Below are 23,047 nucleotides of genomic sequence, written 5' to 3' on the forward strand. Positions count from 1 at the left end.
AGTCATCGCGCTTAGGTTTCAGTTCACGATTGAAGTCATAACCCCTTGGAGACCTCGTGAACGTCGTTTTGTGGATCATCGCCGGGCTGCTCGCGATCGCCTTCCTCGGCGCCGGCGTGATGAAGCTCAGCAAGCCGAAGGACCAGCTGATCGCCTCCGGCATGGGCTGGGCGGAGAACTACAGCGCCGGGGCGGTCAAGGCCGTCGGCGCGGTCGAGCTGCTCGCCGCCGTCGGCCTGGTGCTGCCCGCGCTGCTGGACATCGCGCCGGTGCTGGTGCCGCTGGCCGCCGCCGGCCTCGCGGTGATCATGGTCGGCGCGATCGTGATCCACGCCCGGCGCGGCGAGCGCCAGGCGATCATCGCCAACGTGGTGCTGCTGATCCTCGCCGCCGTGGTGGCCTGGGGCCGGTTCGGCCCGTACGCCTTCACGTCCTGACCGGTCGGGGCGGGTTGCCGGGCGTCACTGCACGTCCAGGTAACCCGCCACCCCCGCGATCTCGAACACCCGCCGCACCCAGGGCTGCACGTTGACGCAGCGCATGGCCACCCCGCGGCCGGTGGCGTACTCCCGGGCCCGGACCAGGCCGCGTATCCCCATCGAATCCAGGAACGCGGTCTGCGCCAGATCGACCTCGACGTCACGGCATTGCGCGCTGTCGACCGCCGTCCGCAGCCACCGGTGCACGTCCTCGGAGGTCGACATGTCCACGTCGCCGAGAATCCGGACCACGCACGCGTCGCCGCGGACCGTCATCGTGTGCGTCAGACCCATGAACCATCCCCCCGGGCATCGCGTACCCGGCTGCCTGCGGCGATACACCCGGCCGGTCAGGCGGGAGCGCGCGCCGCCGGGAACGTCCCGCCCTGGGCGGTCCGGTCCACCACGCGCACCCGATCGCCGGAGGGATCCCGTTTCGCCTGATACATGGCCATGTCGGCAGCTCGCATGAGGGCGTCGAGCTCGTCCGCAGATCCGATCGCCACCCCGACGCTGGCCCCGGCGTCGACCTGGCACCCGTCGACGTGCACCGGCCGCCGCAGCGCGTCGAGGATGCGGCGGGCGGTGGCGACCGCGCCGTCCGTCGTCGTGCCCGCCAGCAGCACCACGAACTCGTCCCCGCCGAGCCGGGCCACCACGTCGGTCGGCCGTACGCTCTCCCGCAGCCGGTCGGCGACGACGATCAGCATGCTGTCGCCGGCCTGGTGGCCGAGCAGGTCGTTGACCTCTTTGAAGTCGTCGAGGTCCAGCATGAGCACGGCCTCGTGCCGTCCCGGCTGCCGCGGCTCCTGGCGCAGCCGCAGCGCCTGCTCGTTGAGCAGGACCCGGTTGGGCAGGCCGGTGAGCGGGTCGTGGGTGGCCTGATGGCGCAGCTGCTCCTCCAGCACCCGGGCCTCGGTCACGTCGCGCACGTTGATGATGACCCCGCCGACGCTGGGGTCGTCCAGCCGGTTCGTGGCCATCGCCTCCAGCCAGCGGCTGGAGCCGTCGGCGTGGTGCACCCGCAGCGGCCGCCGGATGTCGGCGCCCGGGCTGGCGATCACCTCGTCGAGCAGCCGCCGCGCGGCGGGCACGTCCTCCGGGCGCAGCACCTCGCCGATCGGCCGGCCGGCCGCCTCCTGCGGGTCCACCCCGAGCAGCTCCCACAGCGCCGGGCTGGCGAAGCGCACCGTGCCGTCCGCGCCGACCAGCAGGGTCAGGTCCGAGGCGTGCTGCACCAGCGAGCGGAACCGCTCCTCGTGCCGGCGCAGGTCCCCCATGCTGGCCTTGAGCCGTTTCAGCAGCGCCGCGTTGTCCAGGAACGCGAGGTTCTGGCGCAGCATGACCAGCATGGAAACGACCACGGTGCCGATCACCACGCCCCACCCGCGCAGGGTGAGCCCCTCCAGCGCCAGCTCGGTCACGAGCAGGGCCTGCGTGCCGATGACCGCCAGGTACGGCAGGCGGCTGTAGGCCGGCGCGGCCCGCCGGGTCACGCCGGTGGGATCGTCGTGCATCTTCAGGTACTGCATCCTGGCGGCGATGCTGAGCAGGAACGCGCAGGCGAGCTGGCCCGCCTCGATCAGCGGCGCCTCGCCGGGTTCGACGGTCAGCATGTTGAACAGGGACCACGAGCCGATCAGCACACCGGCCCCCAGGATCACCCCCGCCGTCAGCGTGAACGGCGCCGCGCCGCCCAGCAGCAGCTTGATCGCCCCGAACACGGCCAGCAGGGCCAGCCCGCAGGCCAGCACGTTGGCCACGAGCTGCGCCGGGTTGCCCGGCAGCTCTCCCCCGGGCAGACACTGATACCAGGCGAGCAGCACGAACGCGGCCATCACCGTGGCCAGGTCCAGCCGCATCCGGATGCGGGGCGGGCCGCGCACCTCCAGCGGATACCGGATCATCACCCAGCCGGCCACCGCGATGCCGACGGTGGTGACCGCGGTCGCCGCGATCGCCGCGGCGACCGGCGGCGTCTTCTCCCCGTCGGTGCCCAGCCGCAGCAGGCTGGACGTGGTGAAGAAGAAGCCCGCCACGGCGAGGCCGCGCCACACCGACACGGCCGCACATGCGAGGCCCTCCCGCCGCGCGACCCGCAGGCAGAGCACGGCGAAGGCCAGCCAGGCTCCCGCCTCGGCGACGTCGGCGACCGTCGCCGGCACCGCTCCAGCCAGTGTCGCGACCACGCTGACGAGGGCGAGCACGATGAGGAGCGTGATCACCGGATCGGGTCGGCGACCGTGCCGCTTCACCTACTACACGCTACGCGGCGACGCTCCGGCCGCACCGGCTGATCACCAACCCGGCACGGCGCTCTTGTCGAGCGGCGTCGATCTGCGCGATACTCGCGTTACCTCTGAGGTGACGGGTAGGCACGCCGTCCCTTCCCCCGGCGATGCTGCCGGACGGGCACAGGGCGGCGGCATACACCGCAGGGTCTGTCGACACTGCCGCCTATCCCACCGAAGGAATCCTCATCGTGAGACGCTCCCCTCGCCTCGCCCTGCTCACCGTGCCGCTGGTCGCCGCCGGCGTGCTGCTGGTGCCGCAGCCCGCGGCGGCCATCGTCACGTTCACCACGACCGCCGTGAACTCCAACGGCGGCAACTGCGCCGCGCTGCCCGGCGGCAGCACCACCAACGCGCTCCAGCTGACCCAGCAGGGCTGCAACGGCGCCGGCTACCAGCAGTTCACCTTCACCCCGGTGTCCGGGACCACCGACACGTACACCATGGTGATGCCCGCGACGGGCAAGTGCGTCGACGTCAACGGCGCCTCCACCGCCGACAACGCCACGATCATCCAGTGGCCGTGCCACACCAACCCCAACCAGCGCTGGCGGCTGACCGCCGTCGGCTCGGACAAGACCTTCAACGTCGTCTCGGTCGGCTCGGGCAAGTGCATCGTGCCCGCCGGCGGCTCGTCCGCGGCCAACACCGGCCTGGTGCAGCTGCCCTGCAGCACCGCGACCAGCCGGGTCTGGCGGCTGGCCGGATACGTCAGCGACGGCACGACGGTCACCGTGACCAACCCGGGCAATCGCTCCACGACGGTCAACACGGCCACCAGCCTGACCCTGTCCGCCTCCGGCGGCAGCGGCGGCTATACCTGGTCGGCCTCGGGGCTGCCCGCCGGGCTGAGCATCAACGCCGCCACCGGCGTCGTCAGCGGCACCCCGACCACCGTCGCCACGTACACCGTGACCGCCACGGCCACCAGCGGCGGCGTCAGCGGCAGCGCGACGTTCACCTGGACCATCACCTCGGGCGGGACCGGCAACACGTTCACCAACCCGCTCAAGGCGCAGGGTCCGGACCCGTGGATGACGTACTACAACGGGTACTACTACCTGGCCACGACCACCTGGAACCGCACCATCACCATGCGCCGGGCCACCACCCTGCGCGGTCTGTCCACCGCCCAGGACCAGGTCATCTTCAACCTCACCAACCCCAACGGCGCCGGCACCATGTGGGCACCGGAGTTCTTCCTGCTCAATGGCCCGAACGGGCTGCGGTGGTACTTCTACTACACCGCCGGGCAGGAGCCGTACAACCTGGGCACGCAGCGCATCCACGTGCTGGAGAGCGCGGGGACCGACCCGATGGGCCCGTACACGTTCAAGGCGTCGATGCTCGACCCGACCGCCAACAACACCTGGGAACTGGACCCCAGCATCCTGCAGCTCAACGGCCAGCTCTACCTGCTCGGCACGTTCTACAACGGCTCGCAGCCGCTGTTCATCCGGCCGCTGAGCAACCCGTGGACCGCCAGCGGCACCCGGCGCACCCTGGTCACCCCGACCTACAGCTGGGAGACGGTCGGCGGCGCGGTCGCCGAGGGCGGTGAGGTGCTGCAGCGCAACGGCAGGACCTTCATCGTGTACTCGGCCAGCCACTGCTCCACCCCGGACTACAAGCTGGGCATGATCACGTACAACGGCACCGGCGACCCGCTGCTGTCGTCGTCGTGGACGAAGTCGCCCAACCCGGTGTTCCAGCGCTCCAACGCCAACAGCGTCTACGGGCCGGGCCACAACGGCTTCTTCAAGTCGCCGGACGGCACCGAGGACTGGATCGTGTACCACGCCAACAGCTCCGCGACGGGCGGCTGCGACATGAACCGCTCCACCCGGGCGCAGAAGTTCACCTGGAACGCCGACGGCACGCCGAACTTCGGCACGCCGGTGGCCACCGGGGTCACCCTGACCGCCCCCTCGGGCGAGCCCGCGTCCTGACCGGACCGGCCCGCCGTCACCGTCACCGGTGGCGGCGGGCCGTGGCACGACGCCTCGTGACGCGGCAGGACGCGGATCGCCGTCCTCCGCGCACGACCCGGACTACAGTCGGCGGCATATGACGGTGTACCACCGGCTGCTGGGCCGGCACGCCCCGGCGCTGCGCCGCGCCGCCCTGGTCGTCTGCGCCGGGCTGGTCGTCGGCGCGGTGGTGCTGCGGTTCGCGCCCTGGCGGCTCGCGATCGTCGGCGGCTGGGCCGCCACCGCGCTGACGTTCCTGGCCACGGTGTGGCCGATCGTGCTGACCTCCGACCAGCAGACCACCCGCCGCCACGCGGCGCGCGACGACAACACCCGCGGCGCCGCCGCGCTGCTGCTGGTCGCCGCGAGCCTCGGCAGCATCCTGGCGGTGGCGGCCACGCTGCCCACGGCGGCGCAACAGACCGGCTGGCAGAAGGGCGCGCTGGTGGGGCTGGCCGTGCTCACGATCCTGCTGTCCTGGGCCGTGGTCAACACGATCTTCCTGCTGCGGTACGCCGACCTGCACTACGCGCCGGACGGGCGGGGCATCGACTTCAACGATCCGCCGTCCCAGCAGCCCGACTATCTGGACTTCGCGTACGTCGCGTTCACCATCGGCATGACGTACCAGGTGTCGGACACCGACATCCGGGATCCGCGGATCCGGCGCACGATCATCGTGCACGGGCTGCTGTCGTACCTGTTCGGCGTGGTCATCGTGGCGGGCGCGATCAACATCATCGCGGGGCTGATCCGCTGATCCGGTGACGAAGCGTGTGAGCTGGGTCACATGGAGGTTTCACCGACGCCGGACGCGGGCAGACGACGATCCGCACGGGAGGTGAACATGACGGACACGAGGGACGCAGTGCGACCACACGGGCGGCCGGAGCCGGAGCACGCCGGTGAAGCCGAGCCGCCGCCGACCCGCGAGGTGCTCGCCGAGCTGCGCGAGCGCGCCGCCGGGCTGGTCGCCGAACTCACCCGACTGTCGAGCCAGGTGACACATCTGCAGGACAAGATCAACTCTCGCCGCCGGGCGCGGCCGGGCAACGCCGGCCGGCCTACCGACGGCAAGGAGCACGCCCCCTCGGCGTGAGCCGGCGCCGGAAACCGGCAGTGTGGCCACCCGACAAGACGGCCGTCTCGTGTCAAGATCTGCGCGCTCCCATCGCACATTCCGACACGAACCAGCGATCGTTCATCCGGACTGACCGACAGCCCGCCCGCGCCGCCCGAGCGCGGCGTCCGGTCGCGAATGGTTGATCGGCCGCCAGCAGACCAGGGGTCGCGCCTCCCGGGCAAATCAGATTATTTCCCCCCAAGCACGCATAGCATGGATTGGTCTGGGCCCGGAACTGCCAGGGAGGATCCATGTCTACGGCTGCCGTGACCGCGCTTCGCGAGCAGGTGACCGGACTAGTGGTGACCGAGGGTCACGACGATTACGAGGAAGCTCGCCGCGTCTACAACTTCATGATCGACCGGCGCCCGTCAGCGGTCGTACGCTGCGCGAACACCGACGACGTACGCACGGTCGTCCGCTTCGCCGCCGAGCAGGGCGCCGACCTCGCCGTACGCGGCGGCGGCCACTCGGTCCCCGGCTTCGGCACCGCCGACGGCGCGATCGTCGCCGATCTGTCCGCGCTGACCCAGGTCGTCATCGACCCCTCGACGTCCACCGCCCGCGTCGGCGGCGGCGCGACCTGGGGCATGTTCAACGAGGCCGGCGCACCCTACGGCCTGGCCACGACAGGCGGCATCATCTCCACCACCGGCGTCGGCGGCCTGACGCTGGGCGGCGGCATCGGCTACCTGAGCCGCCGCTACGGCCTGTCCTGCGACAACCTGATCTCCGCGGACGTCGTGCTCGCCGACGGCAGCCTGGTGCACGCCGACGAGACCGAGCACGCCGACCTGTTCTGGGCGCTGCGCGGCGGCGGCGGCAACTACGGCGTCGTCACCGAGTTCGAGTTCCGGGTGCACCCGGTCGGCGACATCTTCGGCGGCCCGATGTTCTTCGAGCTGAGCGACGCCACCAACGTGCTGCGCTTCTTCCGCGAGTTCATCGCCGAAGCGCCACGTGAGTACGGCGGCTTCCCCGCGTGGCAGATCGCGCCGCCGCTGCCGTTCGTGCCCGAGAACCGGGTGGGCGAGCCGTTCCTGGCCCTGGTGTCCTGCTGGACCGGGGACATGGGCAAGGGCGAGCGCCTGCTGGCCCGCTTCCGGGAGGTGGCCACCCCGGTGGCGCAGCACGTCGGGCCGATGCCGTACGCGGCGCTCAACTCGGCGTTCGACGCGCTGGTGCCGCGCGGGCTGCAGCACTACTGGAAGGCCGTGTTCGTCAAGGACCTGACCGACGACGCGATCGCCGCACACCTGGAGCACGGCCCGCGGGTGCCGGTGGTGAACTCGACCATGCACCTGTACCCGATCAACGGCGCGTGCCACGACGTGGCGCCGGACGCGACCGCGTTCGGGCACCGCGACGCGAACTTCGCCTGCGTCATCGCCGGCATGTGGCCCGACCCGGCGCAGAACGAGGCCAACATCCGGTGGGTCCGTGACTACTACGCCGCGCTCGCTCCCTTCTCCGAACAGGGCGGATACATCAACTTCGCGTCCGACGACGACCACCGGCGGGTACGCGAGAACTTCGGCGCCGGGTACGAGCAGCTCGCCGAGATCAAGCGGCGGTACGATCCCGGCAACCTGTTCCACCACAACCAGAACGTCCTGCCGGCGTCGGATTAGCCCGCACGGGCCGGCCGCTGCCCGCCGGGCGGGCGAGAGGACGCCTCATGGCCCGGCTGCACCTGATCGGCAGCGCGCACGAGTACGGCGCCGTGCACACGTACCGGTTCGGCGCGCAGCGCCCGCTCGAGTTCGCGCCGGGCCAGTACGGCCACCTGTTCTTTCCGAAGCTGCTGCGGCAGTTCACCAAGCCGGTGCGGGAGATCTCGTTCGCGTCGGCGCCCGGCGACGACGAGGTCTGGTTCACCCTGGACCACAGCTCCGGGTCGCCGTTCCAGCTGCACTTCCAGGCGCTGGAGCCGGGGGCGCAGCTGCACGTGTTCGGCATCGGCGGGCACCTGGAGCTGCCCGAGGACCCGACGCGGCCGCTGGTGCTGATCGGCGGCGGCATCGGCGTGACGCCGTTCCGGTCGATCCTGCGCCACCTGCAGCGGCACCGGCCGCAGACGCCGGTCGTGCTGGTGCACGCGGGGCGCGCCGACTATCTGTACGGCGCGGAGTTCGCGGCCATGCCGATCGCGTACCACCGGGTCGGCCGGGAGGGGCTCGCCGACGCCCTGGTCGGGGTGACGGATCTGGAGCCGGCGCCGCAGTACATGGTCGCGGGCTCGGACGGGTTCGTCAGCGGCGTGGTCGAGCAGCTGCGCAACACCGGCGTGCCGGGCGACGCGATCCAGACCGACACCTTCAAGGGCCTGCACGGGCACGACGGCGCCGCGGCCTGACCGGCTAGTCGAGCACCATCCTGATCAGCCCGTACACCCCGATCACGGCACCGATGACGAGGAACACCACCCCGCCGCGGCGTTCCTCGAGCCGGGAGGGATTCGACGCCCGGCCGGCCCGCCACAGCAGGAACCCGCCGAGCGCGACGAGGACGAGACCGAGCGGCAGGACGGCACCGCGCGACAGCGCACGCGCCGCCTGCAACGGCAGTTCGGGCGAGGGCGTGAGGGAGAGCAGCTGCGGCACGCGGCCAGGCTACCGGCCCGACCCGTCCACCGCCATGATCGCGACGATCTTGCGCGAAGCGTTAGGGATATGTCCGGATAGGGCGTGTCGTACCCACAGCCCGTGCAAGATCGGCGCGGGAGAGGGTGAGGTTGGCGGATCAGGGGAAAAGATCTTCGTTGGGGGTGTCCGGAATCGGGTCGGTCGTTCGTCACCATGGTGGGATCAGGACGATCAAGGAGGCGATGATGAAGTACATGATGCTGGTGTGCACCGATTTGGAGCCGGACACCGATCGGGAGAACGAGCCCGACATCGACGTGTGGGTGGCGGAGAACGACGCGGCCGGGCGCCGGGTGTTCGGCAATCAGCTCGCGCCGAAGTCGGCGGCCACCACCGTGCGGGTGCGCAACGGGCGGCTGCTGGTGACCGACGGCCCGTTCGCCGAGACGCGGGAGGTCATCGTCGGCTTCGACCTGCTCGAATGCGCCGACCTGGATGAGGCGATCGAGGTCGCGCGCGCCCACCCGATGGCCCGGGGCGGGCGGCTGGAGCTGCGCCCGCTGGCGGACTTCGAGCAGTGACGGCAGCACATCCCGCGGTCGCCGAGGCGGCGCTCGACGCGTACCCGCGCATCGTCGCCGCCCTCATCCGGGTGACCGGCGACTGGACGCTGGCCGAGGACTGCGCCCAGGACGCGCTGGCCGCAGCGGTGGAGCGCTGGCCGGCCGACGGGGTGCCGGGCAACCCGGGCGGCTGGCTGATGACCACGGCCCGCAACCGGGCGGTGGACGTGCTGCGCCGGGCCACGGTCGAGCAGCGCAAGCTGCGCGAGCTGGCGATGCTCACCGACTTCAGCCCACCCGCGGCCGCACAGGAGGATGTGGTGGACGACCGGCTGCGGCTCGTCTTCACCTGCTGCCACCCGGCGCTGGCGCCGGAGGCGCAGGTGGCGCTGACGCTGCGGACCGTCTGCGGGGTGCCGACCGCCGACGTGGCCCGGCTGTTCCGGGTGAGCGAGGCGACCATGACCCGGCGGCTGACCCGCGCGAAGACGAAGATCGCCCAGGCCCGCATCCCGTATCGGGTGCCGCGCGGCGCGGCCCTGGCCGAGCGGCTGCCGGGCGTGCTCGCGGTGCTGTATCTGCTGTTCACGCGCGGTTACGACCCGGGCGGCGAGCCGGCGTTCGCCGACGAGGCGGTGCGGCTGGCCCGGCTGGTGCACGAGCTCATGCCCGCCGAGCCGGAGCCGGCCGCGCTGCTGGCGCTGTTCCTGCTGCACCATTCGCGCCGGGCGGCCCGGCGGGACGCCGACGGGCGGCTGCTCAGCCTGGACCGGCAGGACCGCGGCCGCTGGGACCGGGATGCCGTCGCCGAGGCGGTGGCGATCCTGGATCGGGTACGGGCGGACGGGCCGTACGCGCTGCAGGCCCGCATCGCCGCCTGCCACGCGACGGCCGCGTCCGTCGAGAGCACCGACTGGGTCCGGATCGCCGCCTGCTACGACGCGCTCGCGCAGGACGAGCCGGACCCGGTGATCGAGCTGAACCGGGCCGTGGCGCACGGATACGCGTACGGCCCGGCCGCCGGGCTGGCCCTGCTGGCCCGAGCGCGCGCGGACGGGGCGCTGGACGGCGACCCGTACGCGGTCGCGGCCGAGGCCGAGCTCACCGCGCGCGGCGGCGACCCCGGCCGCGCCGCCGCGCTGTTCCGGGAGGCCGCCGCGCTCGCCCACAGCGAGCCGGAACGCCTGGCGCTGCTGGAGCGCGCCATCGAGCTGTCCCAGGAGGACCGATGACCGTCGCCCCGGTCGACACCGAGATCGAGACGTTGCTGGCGTGCCTGCACGGGCAGCGGCGGCACGTGCTGGGCATCGTGGACGGATTGTCCGACGCCGAGCTGCGCCGCCCGGTGCTGCCGTCCGGGTGGAGCTGCCTCGGCCTGATCCAGCACCTGACGCACGACGTGGAGCTGTTCTGGTTCCGTGCCGTGGCGGACGGCGATCCGGCGGCGATCGCCGCGCTGCCGGAGACGGACGACGCCTGGCAGGTCGGCGACGGCGTGCCCGCGCAGGCGGTGCTGGACGCATACCGGCGGCAGATCGAGCTGGCCGACGCGGCGGTGCGCACGCTGCGCGCCGACGCGCCGCCCGCGTGGTGGCCGGACGGGCAGTTCGGCGACTGGCGGCTCGGTGACCTGCGCGAGATCCTGCTGCACGTGATCACGGAGACGGCCTGCCACGCCGGGCACCTCGACGCGGCGCGCGAGCTCATCGACGGGCGGCGGTGGCTGGTCCAGTCCTGACGGTGGCGCCGGGCGATGGGCGCGGCGCGTTCCCGTTCGGACACGGTTTCCCCTGTCGCGGGCGGCGGAGCCGCACTTCATCGGGGACGTCCCGGAGTGCCGGGTAGGGGTCGTTCAGGGGACGTTACACAGCCGTTACCGGGGGGAGGTTTGGCGGCAGCGTCCGGGGGCAACAAGGAGAGCCACCTGTCACCCATCCCCCTCATTGGAGCGGCGGCGATGAGCGAGTCACTGGACCTGCGCCTGTACGCGGCGCCGTCGGGCCTCTACCTGACGGTGCGCGGCTGGCTCGACGCGACGACCGCCCACCTGCTCGGCAAGGCGATCGCGGTGGCGCTCGAACGGTTCGAGTCCGACCGGCTCACCGTGGATCTGGCCGAGGTCGAGGCGATCGACGTGGCCGGGATCGCGACGCTGACCATGTTCCGCGCCGCGGCGCTGCGGCACGGGGTCGAGCTGTGCATCGCCCGGCCGCCCGCCGCGGTGCGCGCGGCCATCCACGCCGCGGGCGCGGAGGTGCTGCTGGCCACGGAGTCCCCCGACGAGGACTGGTGGGACGAGGAGCCGCGCCGGTTCACCGAGGCGGGGTACGGGTGCCTGCGGCCGCGTACGCAGGCCGGGCGGGCCAGGGCCAGGCGCCACCCGTCGGCGTAGGCGGTCAGCGGGCGGCGGCCTCCGGGGCGGCCAGGAACTCGGCGATCGGGTCGACCAGCCGGGCGGGCGCGATCGCGATGGCGTCGTGCCGGGCGCGCGGCAGCCGCAGCGTACGGGCGCCGGGGATGACCTGGGCCAGGGCCTCGTTGTGCGCGGCGAAGCACGCCGGGCCGTGATCCCTGCCATGCCGTGTCTCCCCCGGCCCTAAAACGATGAACGCTGTTCGCAGTTTATAGTGGGTCGGTGGATCACACAACGCCGGGCGGTGAGTCCATCTGGGCCCGGCCCGAACGCGGCAGGCGCGGCCCGGCCCCCGCGCACAGCAGGGACGCGATCGTCGCCGCCGCCGTCGGCCTGGCCGACACGGGCGGGCTGGAGGCGGTGTCCATGCGTGCCGTGGCCGCCGCGCTCGGCATGTCGGCCGCGGCGCTCTACCGGCACCTGTCCTCCCGCGAGGACCTGCTGGACCTGATGGTCGACCGGTGCGTCGGCGAGCTGCGGCCGTACCCGCCGGACAGCGACGACTGGCTCGACGGGCTGATCCGGCTCGCGCGCCATCAGCTCGACCTCTACCGGCGGCACCCCTGGCTGCGGGACGCCGTCGCGCACGGGCCGTCCCCCGGGCCGAACACGCTCTCCTACTTCGACGAGTGCCTGCGCATCCTGACCCCGGCCCGGTGCGGCACGATGGCGAAGTTCGAGGCCATCGGCATGCTGACCGGCGTCGTGTCGATGTTCGCCGCGCAGAGCGGCACGCCCGCACCGGGCTTCGGGCACGTCGACCCGGCGGCGTACCCCCACCTGACCGCGGCGATGACCGCACCCGCCACCGCGGTCCCGCACCGCGACCTCTTCGAGCGCACCCTGCGCGCCCTCCTCACCGGGCTGCTCACCGACGGTCCTGCTTCGTGATCGGTGCGCCGGGCCCGGCTCGTCAGGAGAACGCGGCGCCGACAGCGGCGGCGTCAGGCCAGATCATGCGGAGTTCGGCCGTCGATCGGACCGAGGTTAACCACGCGCGCTGCCGCGCCGCCGTCGCGTAACCTGCCCCGGTGCCCGACCTTCAGCGCCTGCGCCCTGACCATGCCGCCGCCCTGCTCATGTTCGAGCAGGAGAACCGGGAGTATTTCGCCGCGTCGATCCCCGATCGCGGCGACGCGTACTTCACGGAATTCGCGGCCCGGCATGCGGCGCTGCTCGCCGAGCAGGATGCGGGGCTGTGCCACTTCCACCTGCTGGTGGACGCCGGCGGGGCGGTGCTGGGCCGGATCAATCTGGTCGACGTGGCCGACGGCGCGGCGGAGCTGGGTTACCGCATCGCCCGCGCCGCCGCCGGGCGCGGGCTGGCCACGGCCGGGGTGGCCCGGGTGTGCGAGCTGGCCGCCGGCGACTACGGCTTGACCAGCCTGCGTGCCGTGACAACCCTGGACAACACCGGTTCGCGGGCGGTGCTCGCCCGCAGCGGGTTCACCCCCACCGCCGAGATCGTGCTCGACGGCCGACCCGGCCTGACCTACGTACGCGACCTGACGCCGTGCCGGACGGGGGCGTGACCGCCGCGCGGCGGACCGTGTCCGTGTCGCGCGCGGGCCCGCAGCCGGGCATGAACCGCTGGTCCGGCGGGTAACCTCAGGCGATGGAAGAGTGGATCACCTCGTTCGTGGAGCGGTTCGGGGTGCCGGGTGTCGGTGTCCTCATCGCGCTGGAGACCGTGGTGCCGCCCATCCCGTCGGAGGTGATCCTGCCGCTGGCCGGGTTCCAGGCACACGCTGGCCGGATGGATCCCTTCGCCGTATGGGCCGCCGCGACCCTCGGTGCGCTCGCGGGTGCGCTGGTGCTCTACACGCTGGGCGCCTGGCTCGGTTACCACCGGCTGCACCGGCTCTCGCAGCGGCGCTGGTTCATCCTGGCCAGCCCGTCCGACGTGGACCGCGGATGCGAGCTGTTCGCTCGTCACGGCTCCTGGATCGTGGCCGCCGGCCGGTGCGTGCCCGTGCTGCGCAGCGTGGTCTCCCTGCCCGCCGGAGTGGTGCGCATGCCGCTGCTCAGGTTCAGCGTGCTGACGCTGCTCGGCGCCGGGATCTGGAACGCGGTCTTCGTCACCGCCGGCTGGCACCTGTCGGACCGGTGGGACGTGGTGCAGCGCCACGGCAGGCCCGTCACCGTCGCCGTGCTCGTCCTGCTCGCGATCGGCCTCGGCTGGATGATCGCGCGCCGGGTCCGGCAGTCGCGCACGGCTTCGGCCGACGACTGAGCCGCACCGCACCCTTGACGAGGGGCGCCGTTCCCGGTCGCCTGCCCGTTGCCCCGATCATGGTGCGTACGCAGGCGAAAGGTGTGCGCCCGTGCCGAGGCGCGGGTGGCTGGGACTGTTCGCCTGGCCCGCGGTCGGGACGATCCGTGGTGGTGGCCGATACCCGCCATTGCCCGGAGTCGGCCATCACGAGGTCAGGCGCCGTGCATGACGTCGTATCGCGCGGCGTCGACGAACTGCGGGGCCCACTTGCGCTTCAGGCGCAGCATGTGCCGGTTGAGCCGGCTGGCGAAGAAGCCCATGGGGCGGTGGAAGTCGACGATCACGATGACGCGCGCCTGGGCGCTGTCGTTGACCACCTCGTGCTCGTGGTTGACGTCCAGCACCACCCCCTTCCCCTCCGACCAGGTGTAGTACTCGTCGCGGAGCCGGATGCGCGGCGGGTTGTCGGTCGGGATCCGCACACCCAGGTGGTAGCGGAGGATGCCCGCGTACGGATCCCGGTGCGAGGGCAGCCGGACCCCGGGATCGAGGATCGACACGAACGCGTTGACGACGTTGGGCGTCGACTCGGCGAATTCGAGCAGCGTGGGCAGTTCCGTGCGGGCGAGCTCGTTGGGCCGGCCGAACATGTAGGCGTAGTACAGCTTCCAGTCCTCGGACACCTGGGCGGCGCGGACCGGGTCGAACGCGCCGTACCGGGGGATCTCGCGGTGGGCGAGCAGCGCGTCGACCTCGGCCTTGAGCTGCGGGAAGCGGTCCTCAAGGGCGCGCACCTCGGGGAAGTAGTCCGGTGGGGACAGCACGGCCGGTCGGTCCTCCCCACCGGCGGCGCGCAGGAAGACCCAGTTGGTCAGCGCGCGGATCCTGGGCTGGTTGACGCTGGGCGAACCCTTCATGTGCCTCTCCCGGTTCCTCGTATCTGGCTTACCGGCCGCCGGCCGAAGGCTGCAGGCCCTCACGGCCGGCCTGCCAGCGGCGCGTCGTGCCGTCGGGGTGCTCGATGTCGTAGTGCAGGTGGGCGAGGCAGCGGTCGAGGACGGCCAGCATCGCCTGGTGGTCGGCCGCCTGGCCGCGCAGGAAGTCCAGGAAGAACGTCATGACGCCCGGGGCCAGCTCCGCGCCGGGCGCCACCGACTCGGCGTAGCCGACAAGCCCCGGCTCCCGGGCCGCCTGCGCGGTCCCGTGGAAGGCGCGCAGCACCCCGCCCGCCGGTGGCGGCTGGTTGCCGAACTGGAAGTGGACCGGGCCGGTGTCGCGCGGCTCGGGCAGCGCGACCGGCCGGCCGCAGGTCTCGGCCATGCCGAGTTCCAGCAGCCGCAGGCCGGTGGCGCGCTCGTACAGCTCGGTCACGTAGCCGCCGATCCGGCCGTTGACCTCGATGATCCTCGGCCCGGCCGCCGTGAGCTTGAGCTCGGTGTGCACCAGCCCGCGCCGGATGCCCAGGGCCCGTACCGCGGCATCGGCCAGGCGAGCGCACGCCGCGCGGACGTCCGGCGACAGGCGCGCGGGAAAGAACTGGCCCTGCTCACGAAACGGCGTGAGCAGGGGGAACTTGCCCGTGACGCCGATCGTCGAGGGTTCGCCGCCCACGACGAGCGATTCCACGGAGACGTAGTCGCCGATGCCCTCGCCGCCGATGCCGACCAGGAACTCCTCGACGACGAACGGCCGCTCGGCGCTCGGCGCGACCTCGGCGGGCAGGTCCTCGGCCGTCGCCACGAGGAAGGTGTCGCGGCTGCTCTGGCTGCGCCTCGGCTTGACCACCAGCGGACCGGGCCGGTTCGCGAGCGCGTCGAGAACCTCCTGGCGGCTGGTGGCCACGGCCGACCACACCGTGTCGACGCCGTGCTCGGCCAGCCGCCGCCGCTGCACGTACTTGTCGGTCAGCGCGGCGACGGTGTCCCGGTCGTGATAGGGCAACCCCAGTCCTGCGGCCAGCTCCCCGGTCGTCGGGACCATGCCCTCGCTGAACGTCGTGATCGCCACGGGGCGGTGTCGGCGCAGCTGTGCGAGCAGGTCGCCGGGCCGCTCAGGGTCGACCTCCAGGACCGGTCCGAGCGCGGCGTACTCCGCTTTCTCCGCTGCGTCGAGGCCGCCCGCCGCGGCCACGAACACGGGTGCGTGCCCGCACGCGGCCGCGGCCTTGGCCAGGTCGGCGGGTCGGATGGCCGAGCGCGGGACTACGGCGACGGCGACGGTGTTCACCAGGCTACTCACTCTCGCTGATCCGGTAGACGCGGTCCTTGAGCACGCCGATCCGCTGGTAATCGCGGTCGATGGCGGCCATGTCGGCACCGCACATGAAGATGCGCATCGTGCTGGAGTAGAGGTCGACGGTGGGGCGGATCCGGTCGCCGGGGGCGAGTTTGAGGTCGAACCGGTGCACGGTCTCCAGCGCGGCGATCTGCGCGACGGCATCCTGGCCGATGTGGTCGACGATGCCGTCGAGGGTGGTGGAGGTGGTGCAGCAGACCGCCTCGCAGCGTTTGCCGTACCGGCGTCCGGCGTAGTCGCGCAGGAAGCGTTCCGGCCGCAGCCAGGCCAGGGCGGTCAGGCCGGCCTGGTTGCCGCCCGCGCACCGGTCGTGGAAGCCCGGATGCATGTTCCCGGCGATCCGGCAGCCGACCTCGACGAGCGCCGGCCCGTCCGGTGTCATGATCACTTCTGCGTGGGAGGGGCCGTACCGGACGCCGAGGGCGTCGAGGGCCTGCTCCACGTACGCCGCGAGCTGCGGCACCGGCCGCTCGTCGGGGTGCAGCAGATGTTCGCGGTCGTAGATGTTGCGGCCCGAGGCGAGCAGGCGCTTGTGGTACTGCCACACCCCGCACAGGTAGCGCCTGCCCTCGTGGGACACCATGTCGACGACGTACTCGGGGCCGTGCAGGTAGGACTGGACCAGGGCCTCCGCGTTGCCCTCGCCGTAGATCGTCTCGGAGGCCAGCACGGCCTCGGCGGCGGCGTGCACCTCGCCGTCCGTGGCGCAGACGAAGACGCCGTCCCCGGCCGCCGACCGCAGCGGTTTGACCACCACCGGGTAGCCGTTCCGCCGCGCCCAGCCGGCCAGGGCCGCGACGTCGCCGCTCTTGAACTGGCCGGCGCAGTGCAGTCCCGCCGCCCGCAGCGTCTCGATCATCTGGTACTTGTCGCGCCGTGCCGGTGACAGCGACGCCGTGTTCGCCGGCAGCCCCAGCGCCACCGCCAGCTCGTCGGCCAGCAGCACACCCGGCTCCTGGCCCGCCATGACACACACCGGCCGGTACGGCGCCAGCTGCGCGACGGTCTTGACGAGGTCCTCGTGGACGATGTTCGCCCGGTAGACGCTCAGGTCGGGCGCGGGCATCGACGGCATCAGCTCGGCGCTGCTCTGCACGTGCACCAGCTGCGCGCCGAGGGCGGCGAACTCGGGCGGCAGGTACTGCCCCGAGGTGTACGCGTCGACCAGCACGACGACCGGACCAGGCGGTGACAAGTGGAACCCTCCTCGAAGAAGCGCTGCGGCGGCAGGTCAGGTGGCCGAGAACCCGCCGTCGACGAAGATCGTCTGCCCGGTCACGTACGCTGCGGCGTCCCCGGCCAGGAACACCGCGATCCCGGCGAAGTCACCCAGCTCGCCGTTGCGGCCGGCCATGGTGCGCCGCGCCATCGCGCCGGTGCGGACCGGATCGCGGAAGACGGCCTCGTTCAGCGGGGTGTGCACGAACCCCGGCGCGATGGCGTTCACGCACACTCCGCGTGACGACCACGCCTCGGCCTGCGAGCGGGTCAGCCCGGCGAGGGCGGCCTTGGACACGCCGTACGCGCCGCTGTTGCCGAAGGCGCGGATCGCCTGCTGCGACGCGATGTGGACGATCCGGCCCCAGCCCCGGTCGGCCATCTTCGGGCCGAACCGCTGGCCCAGCACGAACGGCGCGTCGAGGTTGAGCCCCAGGGTGAGGTCCCAGTCGCGCTCGGACAGCTCGTCCAGCGGCGGGCGCAGATTGATGCCGGCGGAGTTCACCACGATGTCCGGCACGCCGTGCCGGGCCAGCACCTCGTCGGCCAGCCGGTGCACACCGGCACGGTCGCCGAGGTCGGCGCTGAGCCAGGCGGCGCTGCCGCCCTCGGCCCGCAGCGCGTCGGCGGTCTCGCGCAGCGCCTGCTCCCGGCGGGCGACGAGCAGCACGTCGGCCCCCGCCCGGCACAGGGCCTCGGCGATCGACCGGCCGATGCCCGAACTGCCCCCGGTGACCACCGCCTGGCGGCCCTTCAGCGAGAACAGGCTGCTGAAGTAATCCTGCACGGCTCACTCCTTCTCGGGTCGCCGCGTGGCCGCGGCGCTCATGCTCGTTGCCGGGTGGGGCGCAGCCGGATGTCGTCGAGGTGCACGTGCCGGGGCCGGTCGATGACGAAACCGACGGTCTCGGCGACGTCGTCGGGTGTCAGCAGGGGCCCGCACTCCTCGGCGATCCGGTCGAACCACGCCATGTCGTAACCGGCCGCCTCCTGGAAGCCGGAGCGGACGAACCCGGGCTCGATCAGGGTGACCCGGACGTTGTGGGCGCAGACCTCCTGGCGCAGCGCCTCGACCAGCGAGTGGAGCGCGAACTTGGTCGAACCGTAGACCGGGTTGGCCGCCGAGACCTGGCGGCCCACCGTCGATCCGATGACGACGATGTCCCGCGCCTGGCCGCCGCCGTCGGCCGTGGCCTGTCTGGCGAACTCCGCCCCGCCGGCCCGCAGCTGGTGCAGCACGGCGAGGTAGTTGGTCTCGACCAGCTCCCGCCACCGGGCGGGGTCCGAACCCAGCACGGTGCCGGGCAGGCCCTGACCGGCCGACAGCACGAACACCGTCGCCGGTCCCCAGGTCCGCTCCGCGGTGGCGAGCAGCCCTTGGGCGTACCCGGGCTCGGTCATGTCCCCGGCGGCGGTGACGATCTCGCCGGGCGCCGCGGCGAGCTCGTCGGCGAGCCTGCCGAGCTCGTCGGCGTTGCGGCCGGCCGCCACCACGCGGGCGCCGGCCCGGGCGAGGTGCTCGGCGACCGCGCGGCCGATGCCGGAGGACGCCCCGGTCACGACGGCGATACGTCCGTCAGCCATGTGCTGCTCCTGTCCGTGCGGGCGGGACGAGCTCGCCCTGCCGCTGCAGTCCGTCGAGGTGCCTGACCAGCCAGGCGCGGGTCAGCACGGGGAACTCCACGCCCAGCGCGGCGAGCGTGCGCCGGGTACGGGAGTGGTCGTACCGGACGTTGCGCTCGGGACGCCCGGCCCAGAAGTGTGCGAGCAGCACCGCGGGGTCGCCGCCGGACAGGTGCGGCTCGAACAGGTCGGCGAACCCGGGCGCGTCGGTCTCGTCCAGCTCGCAGCCCAGGTCCCGCAGGGCGGCGAACACGTCGGCGTAGCGGACGTGGTGGGCCGTGTCGACGTGGAACGTGCCGCCGGGGATCCGGGCGCAGCGCGAGATCTCCAGGATGCCGGCGGCGACGACGTCCACCGGGCTCAGGGCCACGGTCTGCGACCCCAGGCGGGGCACCCGTCCGAGGTGTACGCAGGCGCGCAGCAGCTGCACCAGCCGGCTGTCGCCGCCGTTGCGCTGGAAGCGGCCGGTGACCGAGTGCCCGGTGACGTTGCCCGTCCGGTACACGAACGCGGCGCCGCCGTGCGCGGCGAAGTCCCTGACGACCCGTTCGGCGTCGTACTTGCTGCGCTCGTACTCGTTCAGGAAGCGCTGGCCGACGTCGAGGGTGTCCTCGGAGAACACGGCCGGGTCGCCGTCGGATCCGCTGCCGCACACCGCAAGGGTCGACACGTGGTGCAGGTCCTTCGGGCGGCCGGTGGTCGCGAGGCGAACCAGCGCGCGGACCGAGGCGACGTTGTGCGCGGCGAAGGTGTCGTGCTCGCCGAACAGCCGGGTGTCGGCGGCCAGGTGGTAGATCGCCTCGACCTCGCGGCTCAGCCGGGCGTGCTCGGCGGGGGCGAGCCCGAGGCCGGGCTGGGACAGGTCCGCGGCCAGCACCTCGATGCGGCCGCCAGGCCGGTCGAGCCCTTCACCCGGGATGTGCCACGCGTACGCGTCGCGCAGGCGCTGCAGCGGGGTCGTGCCCGCCTTCTCCCGCACCAGGCAGGTGATCCGCGCTTCGGTCCGGGTGAGCAGCAGGTGCAGCAGGTGCGCACCGATGAACCCGGTCGCGCCGGTCAGCAGGACGCGCCGGTACTCCCGGACCGTCGCGGCGGGCGGCTCGCCGAGCAGCGCGGACGGCACCTGGACCAGCAGGCCCGTGCTGGATCCCCGCTCGGTCACCAGCGGCGCCGCGCTGTCGGGCAGGCCGCAGGCGTCCAGCAGGCAGGCCCGCACGGCGCGGCCGAGGGCACGCATCCGCTCGGGGTCGTGCCTGCGGGCGCTGAACGACAGGTCGACGACCAGCCGCCCGTCGCTGATCCGGGCGGTGACCTTCAGGCCGTGGACCCGGTCGTTGCCGGGGCCGCGCACGGGTCCCACGGCGTGGCGGGACACCACCGGCCGCAGGTCGTCGGTGTGCGGCAGCGGCAGCGAGCCGAGGTAGTTGAAGCACACGTCGGAGCGGCGGGGCAGGCCGTGCAGGCCGTAGGCGACGCCGAGCCGGGGCACGCCGTCCAGCGCCGCGGCCGCCGCCTTGGTGGTGGCGGCCAGGTCGCCGGCGGTGACGGCCAGCCGGACCGGGAAGGTGGAGGTGAACCAGCCGACCGTCCGGGCGAGGTCGATCGTCTCGTCGAGCACGGCACGGCCGTGGCTCTCGACGTCCAGCACGACCTCGTCGGTGCCGTGCAGTTCCGCCAGGGCGTGGGCCAGCGCGCCGAGCAGCATCACGTGTGGCGCCGCGCCGCCGGCCCGGTTCGCGGCCGTGCTGGTCATCGCGTCGGTCTCGGCCGGGGTCAGCCCGAACCACACCGCCTGCGCGTCCTGTTCGAGGTTGCCGCCGTCGGCGGCGGTGGCGGGGTACGCCGGGAACCGGTCGAGGCCGTCCCAGTACGCCAGGTCCGGGCGCAGCCGGTCGGCGTTGTCGCGCAGGTGGGTGGCCCATGCGCCGAACCCGGGCTGGCTCTGGCGCAGGCGGGGCTCGCCGCCGCGGGAGCGCTCGTCGTAGCAGCGGCTGAGGTCGTCGACGAGGATGCGCCAGGAGATGGCGTCGACGGACAGGTGATGGCACAGCAGCAGCAGGTGCGCCTGGGTGTCGCCGCGGAACAGGTGCGCCTTGAAGACGGTGCCGTCCACGATGCTCAGTTCGGCCTGCCGGTCCCCGGCGATCTGCTGGATGTGCCCGGCCGCGGCCTCGTCCCCGGCGGGCAGCGGGGTGCTGGTGAGCACGTCCCGTGGTGGGCGCACCTCGCGGCGGCGGCCCCGGCCGCCGGGGCCGTGCGGGCCGAACGCGGTGCGCAGCATGGGATGCATGGTCAGCACGTCCCGCACGGCCGCGGCCAGTTCGGGCACGCGCACCCCCGCGTCGATGTCCAGCAGGAGTGCCTGACTCCACCGGTCCGGCTGGGCGAAGTCCTGGGCGAAGAACCAGGACTGGGCCGGGGACAGCGCAGTGCCGTCATCCGCCGCGGGCGGCCGGTCCGGGCCGGGCGCGTCGCGGTGCGCCGCCGCGCGCAGCCGGGCGGCGAGCGCCGCCGGGGTGGGCGCGGCCAGGAACGCCGCGGCCGAGACGGCGTAGCCCCGGGCCTGCAGGTTGCCGATCACCGTGATGGCGTCGATCGAGTTGCCGCCGGCGGCGGTGAAGTCGTCGTCGGCGCCGAACGCCTGGTGGCCCAGCGCCCGCTGCCAGGCGGCACGGACGTCGGCGAGGACGGGGTCGGCGGGTGCCGTCGCGGGCGGGGCGGCGGCGCGCGCGAGCCGCGTCTCGATCAGTTCGCGCAGGGTGCCGTGGTCGGTCTTGCCGTTGTCGTTGCGCGGAAACGCGTCGAAGAACTCGATCCGGTCGGGGACCAGGTACGGCGGCAGGAGCCGGCGCACCTGCCGGTGCAGGTCGGGCTGGGGGCCGTGGCGGCGGGTGTTCGTGACGACGGCGGCGACCAGGGCCGGGCGGCGGTCGGCGCGGTGCACGACGACCGCGTCGGCGACGGCGGGCAGGCGGCGCAGCCCGTTCTCCACGTGGCCCAGCTCGACCCGGTACCCCTTGATCTTGACCTGCCGGTCGCCCCGGCCGAGGAACTCCAGCACGCCGTCGGCGTCGACGCGCACCCGGTCGCCGGTGCGGTAGGCGCGCCCCAGCCCGGGGTGGGCCTGTTCGAGGTCGCCGGTGAAGGCGGCGGCGGTCGCGGCGGCGTCGCCACGGTAGCCGAGGGCGACCGAGGGCCCCGCCACGTACAGCTCCCCGGTGGCGTCGCGCTCCCGGAACTGCCCGTCGGCGGTCCGTACGAACAGCCGGTTGGCGCCCAGCGGCCGGCCGATCGGCACGGACGCCGCGTCGCCGAGGCCGTCGACCTGCGCCGGGCCGTCGAGCACGTGGCAGGCGACGCCCACGGTCGTCTCCGTGGGACCGTAGTGGTTGATCAGCTTCCGGGCCGCGCCGGAGGCGAGCACGCGCCGGGCGAGCGGCAGGCTGAGCAGTTCACCGCCGAGGACGAGCAGGCGCAGGGCGGGTCCGGCCTGCGGATCGTCGTCGAAGCCCGGCAGCACCGCGGCCCAGTGCGACGGCGTCGTCTTCAGCACGTCGATGCGTTCGTCGCGCAGGTAGCGGCGCAGCGCCTGGGGATCGCGCCGCGTCGCGTCGTCGACCAGGTGCAGCGTGCCGCCGGTCCACAGGGCCAGGAACACGCAGGTGTTGCCGAGGTCCGCGGCGAGCGTGGTGACGTGGGCGTAGGCGAGCGGCTCGGTGATGGCGAGCCGGTCGAGCAGCGACTCGGTGTAGTGGCGGATGTTGGCGTGGGAGACCACCACGCCCTTGGGCACGCCCGTGGAGCCCGACGTGTAGAGCACGTACGCCGGATCGTGCTCGCCGGCTGCGACGGCCGGTGCGGCACCGGCCCGCGGGTGCGGCCCGGCCGGCGGCTGGGTCACGGGCAGGCCGAGGCCGGCGAACTCACCGGCGTGGCGGGGCGCGGCCAGCACGACGTCGGGGCGGGCCGCGGCGAGCCGGGCCGCGCTCTCGCCGACCGGCTCGGTCGGGTCGACGACGGTGTAGGCGGCGCCGGCCCGGAGCGCGGCGAGCATGGCCACGACGGTGTCCGGGGTCCGGTCCAGATAGACGCCGACGAGGCGGCCGGGCCCGATGCCGTGCTCGTGCAGCAGCCCGGCGGTCCCGGTGACGCGGTCGTCGAGTTCTCGGTAGGTGACCCGCCCAGGTCCGGCGACCACGGCGGTGCGGTCCGGATGAGCCTGTGCGTGCGCGCGAAGCAGCCCCGTGAGCATGCGGCATTCCTCTGCGTGTC

General features: G+C 73.1%; 22 protein-coding genes. 13 read left to right on the forward strand and 9 right to left on the reverse strand.

The genetic code is table 11. From position 1 onward, the window contains the following. Nucleotides 1–56 precede the first annotated feature (56 nt). Complete coding sequence (locus CS0771_RS28040; RefSeq protein ID WP_212843794.1) at nt 57–437, forward strand: DoxX family protein; 381 nt, start codon at nt 57–59, stop codon at nt 435–437. A 24-nt stretch (nt 438–461) separates the two neighbouring features. Here CS0771_RS28040 and CS0771_RS28045 read toward each other — a convergent pair whose 3' ends face one another. Next, nucleotides 462–773: an STAS domain-containing protein gene (locus CS0771_RS28045; RefSeq protein ID WP_212843795.1), complete on the reverse strand. Its 312-nt coding sequence runs from the start codon at nt 771–773 to the stop codon at nt 462–464. 56 nt (nt 774–829) lie between these two features. After that, complete coding sequence (locus CS0771_RS28050; protein ID WP_212843796.1) at nt 830–2,734, reverse strand: sensor domain-containing diguanylate cyclase; 1,905 nt, start codon at nt 2,732–2,734, stop codon at nt 830–832. A gap of 227 nt (nt 2,735–2,961) precedes the next feature. Here CS0771_RS28050 and CS0771_RS28055 point away from each other — a divergent pair, with 227 nt between their 5' ends. The 5 genes from CS0771_RS28055 (at nt 2,962) to CS0771_RS28075 (ending at nt 8,219) form a co-directional block, all read left to right on the forward strand. Beyond that, complete coding sequence (locus CS0771_RS28055) at nt 2,962–4,719, forward strand: family 43 glycosylhydrolase (protein ID WP_244871080.1); 1,758 nt, start codon at nt 2,962–2,964, stop codon at nt 4,717–4,719. Between the two features lie 118 nt (nt 4,720–4,837). Continuing rightward, nucleotides 4,838–5,500: a DUF1345 domain-containing protein gene (locus CS0771_RS28060; protein ID WP_212843798.1), complete on the forward strand. Its 663-nt coding sequence runs from the start codon at nt 4,838–4,840 to the stop codon at nt 5,498–5,500. 87 nt (nt 5,501–5,587) lie between these two features. Next, complete coding sequence (locus tag CS0771_RS28065) at nt 5,588–5,839, forward strand: hypothetical protein (RefSeq protein ID WP_212843799.1); 252 nt, start codon at nt 5,588–5,590, stop codon at nt 5,837–5,839. Nucleotides 5,840–6,114: 275 nt separating this feature from the next. Beyond that, a complete protein-coding gene (locus tag CS0771_RS28070) occupies nt 6,115–7,494 on the forward strand; it encodes an FAD-binding oxidoreductase (RefSeq protein ID WP_212843800.1) in 1,380 nt (459 codons plus the stop codon). Between the two features lie 47 nt (nt 7,495–7,541). Continuing rightward, the gene (locus tag CS0771_RS28075; protein ID WP_212843801.1) at nt 7,542–8,219 is read left to right on the forward strand and encodes an FAD-dependent oxidoreductase; all 678 of its coding nucleotides are present in this window, start codon (nt 7,542–7,544) and stop codon (nt 8,217–8,219) included. A gap of 4 nt (nt 8,220–8,223) precedes the next feature. Here the strand turns inward: CS0771_RS28075 and CS0771_RS28080 are convergent, their stop codons facing one another. Further along, a complete protein-coding gene (locus CS0771_RS28080; protein ID WP_212843802.1) occupies nt 8,224–8,466 on the reverse strand; it encodes a hypothetical protein in 243 nt (80 codons plus the stop codon). A gap of 227 nt (nt 8,467–8,693) precedes the next feature. Between CS0771_RS28080 and CS0771_RS28085 the strand changes: the two genes are divergently transcribed. The 7 genes from CS0771_RS28085 to CS0771_RS28115 all read left to right on the forward strand — a co-directional run bounded on the left by CS0771_RS28085 (nt 8,694) and on the right by CS0771_RS28115 (nt 13,657). Continuing rightward, complete coding sequence (locus tag CS0771_RS28085) at nt 8,694–9,029, forward strand: YciI family protein (protein WP_212843803.1); 336 nt, start codon at nt 8,694–8,696, stop codon at nt 9,027–9,029. Next, complete coding sequence (locus tag CS0771_RS28090; protein ID WP_212843804.1) at nt 9,026–10,243, forward strand: RNA polymerase sigma factor; 1,218 nt, start codon at nt 9,026–9,028, stop codon at nt 10,241–10,243. Before CS0771_RS28085 ends, CS0771_RS28090 begins: the two co-directional genes overlap by 4 nt. Further along, entirely contained in the window at nt 10,240–10,749 is a 510-nt protein-coding gene (locus CS0771_RS28095; protein WP_212843805.1) for a DinB family protein, read from the forward strand. The genes CS0771_RS28090 and CS0771_RS28095 overlap by 4 nt, the downstream gene beginning before the upstream one ends. A gap of 219 nt (nt 10,750–10,968) precedes the next feature. After that, nucleotides 10,969–11,403: an STAS domain-containing protein gene (locus CS0771_RS28100; RefSeq protein WP_212843806.1), complete on the forward strand. Its 435-nt coding sequence runs from the start codon at nt 10,969–10,971 to the stop codon at nt 11,401–11,403. Nucleotides 11,404–11,646: 243 nt separating this feature from the next. Continuing rightward, a complete protein-coding gene (locus tag CS0771_RS28105) occupies nt 11,647–12,315 on the forward strand; it encodes a TetR/AcrR family transcriptional regulator (RefSeq protein ID WP_212843807.1) in 669 nt (222 codons plus the stop codon). A 140-nt stretch (nt 12,316–12,455) separates the two neighbouring features. After that, nucleotides 12,456–12,956 (forward strand): GNAT family N-acetyltransferase, encoded by a 501-nt coding sequence (locus CS0771_RS28110; protein ID WP_212843808.1) that lies wholly within the window; start codon nt 12,456–12,458, stop codon nt 12,954–12,956. Nucleotides 12,957–13,039: 83 nt separating this feature from the next. Then, a complete protein-coding gene (locus CS0771_RS28115; protein WP_212843809.1) occupies nt 13,040–13,657 on the forward strand; it encodes a DedA family protein in 618 nt (205 codons plus the stop codon). A gap of 194 nt (nt 13,658–13,851) precedes the next feature. On the opposite strand, the gene CS0771_RS28120 is transcribed toward CS0771_RS28115, so the two are convergent. The 6 genes from CS0771_RS28120 to CS0771_RS28145 are packed head-to-tail and all read right to left on the reverse strand — an operon-like array spanning nt 13,852 to nt 23,027. Continuing rightward, nucleotides 13,852–14,556: an aspartyl/asparaginyl beta-hydroxylase domain-containing protein gene (locus tag CS0771_RS28120; RefSeq protein WP_212843810.1), complete on the reverse strand. Its 705-nt coding sequence runs from the start codon at nt 14,554–14,556 to the stop codon at nt 13,852–13,854. A 28-nt stretch (nt 14,557–14,584) separates the two neighbouring features. Continuing rightward, a complete protein-coding gene (locus CS0771_RS28125; protein WP_212843811.1) occupies nt 14,585–15,877 on the reverse strand; it encodes an ATP-grasp domain-containing protein in 1,293 nt (430 codons plus the stop codon). After that, nucleotides 15,870–17,129, reverse strand: coding sequence for an ATP-grasp domain-containing protein (locus CS0771_RS28130; protein WP_244871081.1), 1,260 nt, complete (start codon nt 17,127–17,129; stop codon nt 15,870–15,872). The genes CS0771_RS28125 and CS0771_RS28130 overlap by 8 nt, the downstream gene beginning before the upstream one ends. A gap of 36 nt (nt 17,130–17,165) precedes the next feature. Beyond that, nucleotides 17,166–17,939 carry an SDR family NAD(P)-dependent oxidoreductase gene (locus tag CS0771_RS28135; RefSeq protein ID WP_212843812.1) on the reverse strand — a complete coding sequence of 258 codons (774 nt, stop codon included), beginning with the start codon at nt 17,937–17,939 and terminating at the stop codon, nt 17,166–17,168. A gap of 38 nt (nt 17,940–17,977) precedes the next feature. Then, a complete protein-coding gene (locus CS0771_RS28140; protein ID WP_212843813.1) occupies nt 17,978–18,736 on the reverse strand; it encodes an SDR family oxidoreductase in 759 nt (252 codons plus the stop codon). Continuing rightward, nucleotides 18,729–23,027: a non-ribosomal peptide synthetase gene (locus tag CS0771_RS28145; protein WP_212843814.1), complete on the reverse strand. Its 4,299-nt coding sequence runs from the start codon at nt 23,025–23,027 to the stop codon at nt 18,729–18,731. Before CS0771_RS28145 ends, CS0771_RS28140 begins: the two co-directional genes overlap by 8 nt. Nucleotides 23,028–23,047 lie beyond the last annotated feature (20 nt).

The sequence above is a fragment of the Catellatospora sp. IY07-71 genome, from assembly GCF_018326265.1.
GTDB lineage: Bacteria > Actinomycetota > Actinomycetes > Mycobacteriales > Micromonosporaceae > Catellatospora.

What these genes read in the sequence shown, in the direction of transcription:
- CS0771_RS28100 (WP_212843806.1), top strand. Translation starts at nt 10,969, where the DNA reads ATGAGCGAGTCACTGGACCTGCGCCTGTACGCGGCGCCGTCGGGCCTC.
- CS0771_RS28140 (WP_212843813.1), bottom strand. Translation starts at nt 18,736, where the DNA reads ATGGCTGACGGACGTATCGCCGTCGTGACCGGGGCGTCCTCCGGCATC.
- CS0771_RS28085 (WP_212843803.1), top strand. Translation starts at nt 8,694, where the DNA reads ATGAAGTACATGATGCTGGTGTGCACCGATTTGGAGCCGGACACCGAT.
- CS0771_RS28115 (WP_212843809.1), top strand. Translation starts at nt 13,040, where the DNA reads ATGGAAGAGTGGATCACCTCGTTCGTGGAGCGGTTCGGGGTGCCGGGT.
- CS0771_RS28070 (WP_212843800.1), top strand. Translation starts at nt 6,115, where the DNA reads ATGTCTACGGCTGCCGTGACCGCGCTTCGCGAGCAGGTGACCGGACTA.
- CS0771_RS28145 (WP_212843814.1), bottom strand. Translation starts at nt 23,027, where the DNA reads ATGCTCACGGGGCTGCTTCGCGCGCACGCACAGGCTCATCCGGACCGC.
- CS0771_RS28120 (WP_212843810.1), bottom strand. Translation starts at nt 14,556, where the DNA reads ATGAAGGGTTCGCCCAGCGTCAACCAGCCCAGGATCCGCGCGCTGACC.
- CS0771_RS28045 (WP_212843795.1), bottom strand. Translation starts at nt 773, where the DNA reads ATGGGTCTGACGCACACGATGACGGTCCGCGGCGACGCGTGCGTGGTC.
- CS0771_RS28095 (WP_212843805.1), top strand. Translation starts at nt 10,240, where the DNA reads ATGACCGTCGCCCCGGTCGACACCGAGATCGAGACGTTGCTGGCGTGC.
- CS0771_RS28065 (WP_212843799.1), top strand. Translation starts at nt 5,588, where the DNA reads ATGACGGACACGAGGGACGCAGTGCGACCACACGGGCGGCCGGAGCCG.
- CS0771_RS28075 (WP_212843801.1), top strand. Translation starts at nt 7,542, where the DNA reads ATGGCCCGGCTGCACCTGATCGGCAGCGCGCACGAGTACGGCGCCGTG.
- CS0771_RS28060 (WP_212843798.1), top strand. Translation starts at nt 4,838, where the DNA reads ATGACGGTGTACCACCGGCTGCTGGGCCGGCACGCCCCGGCGCTGCGC.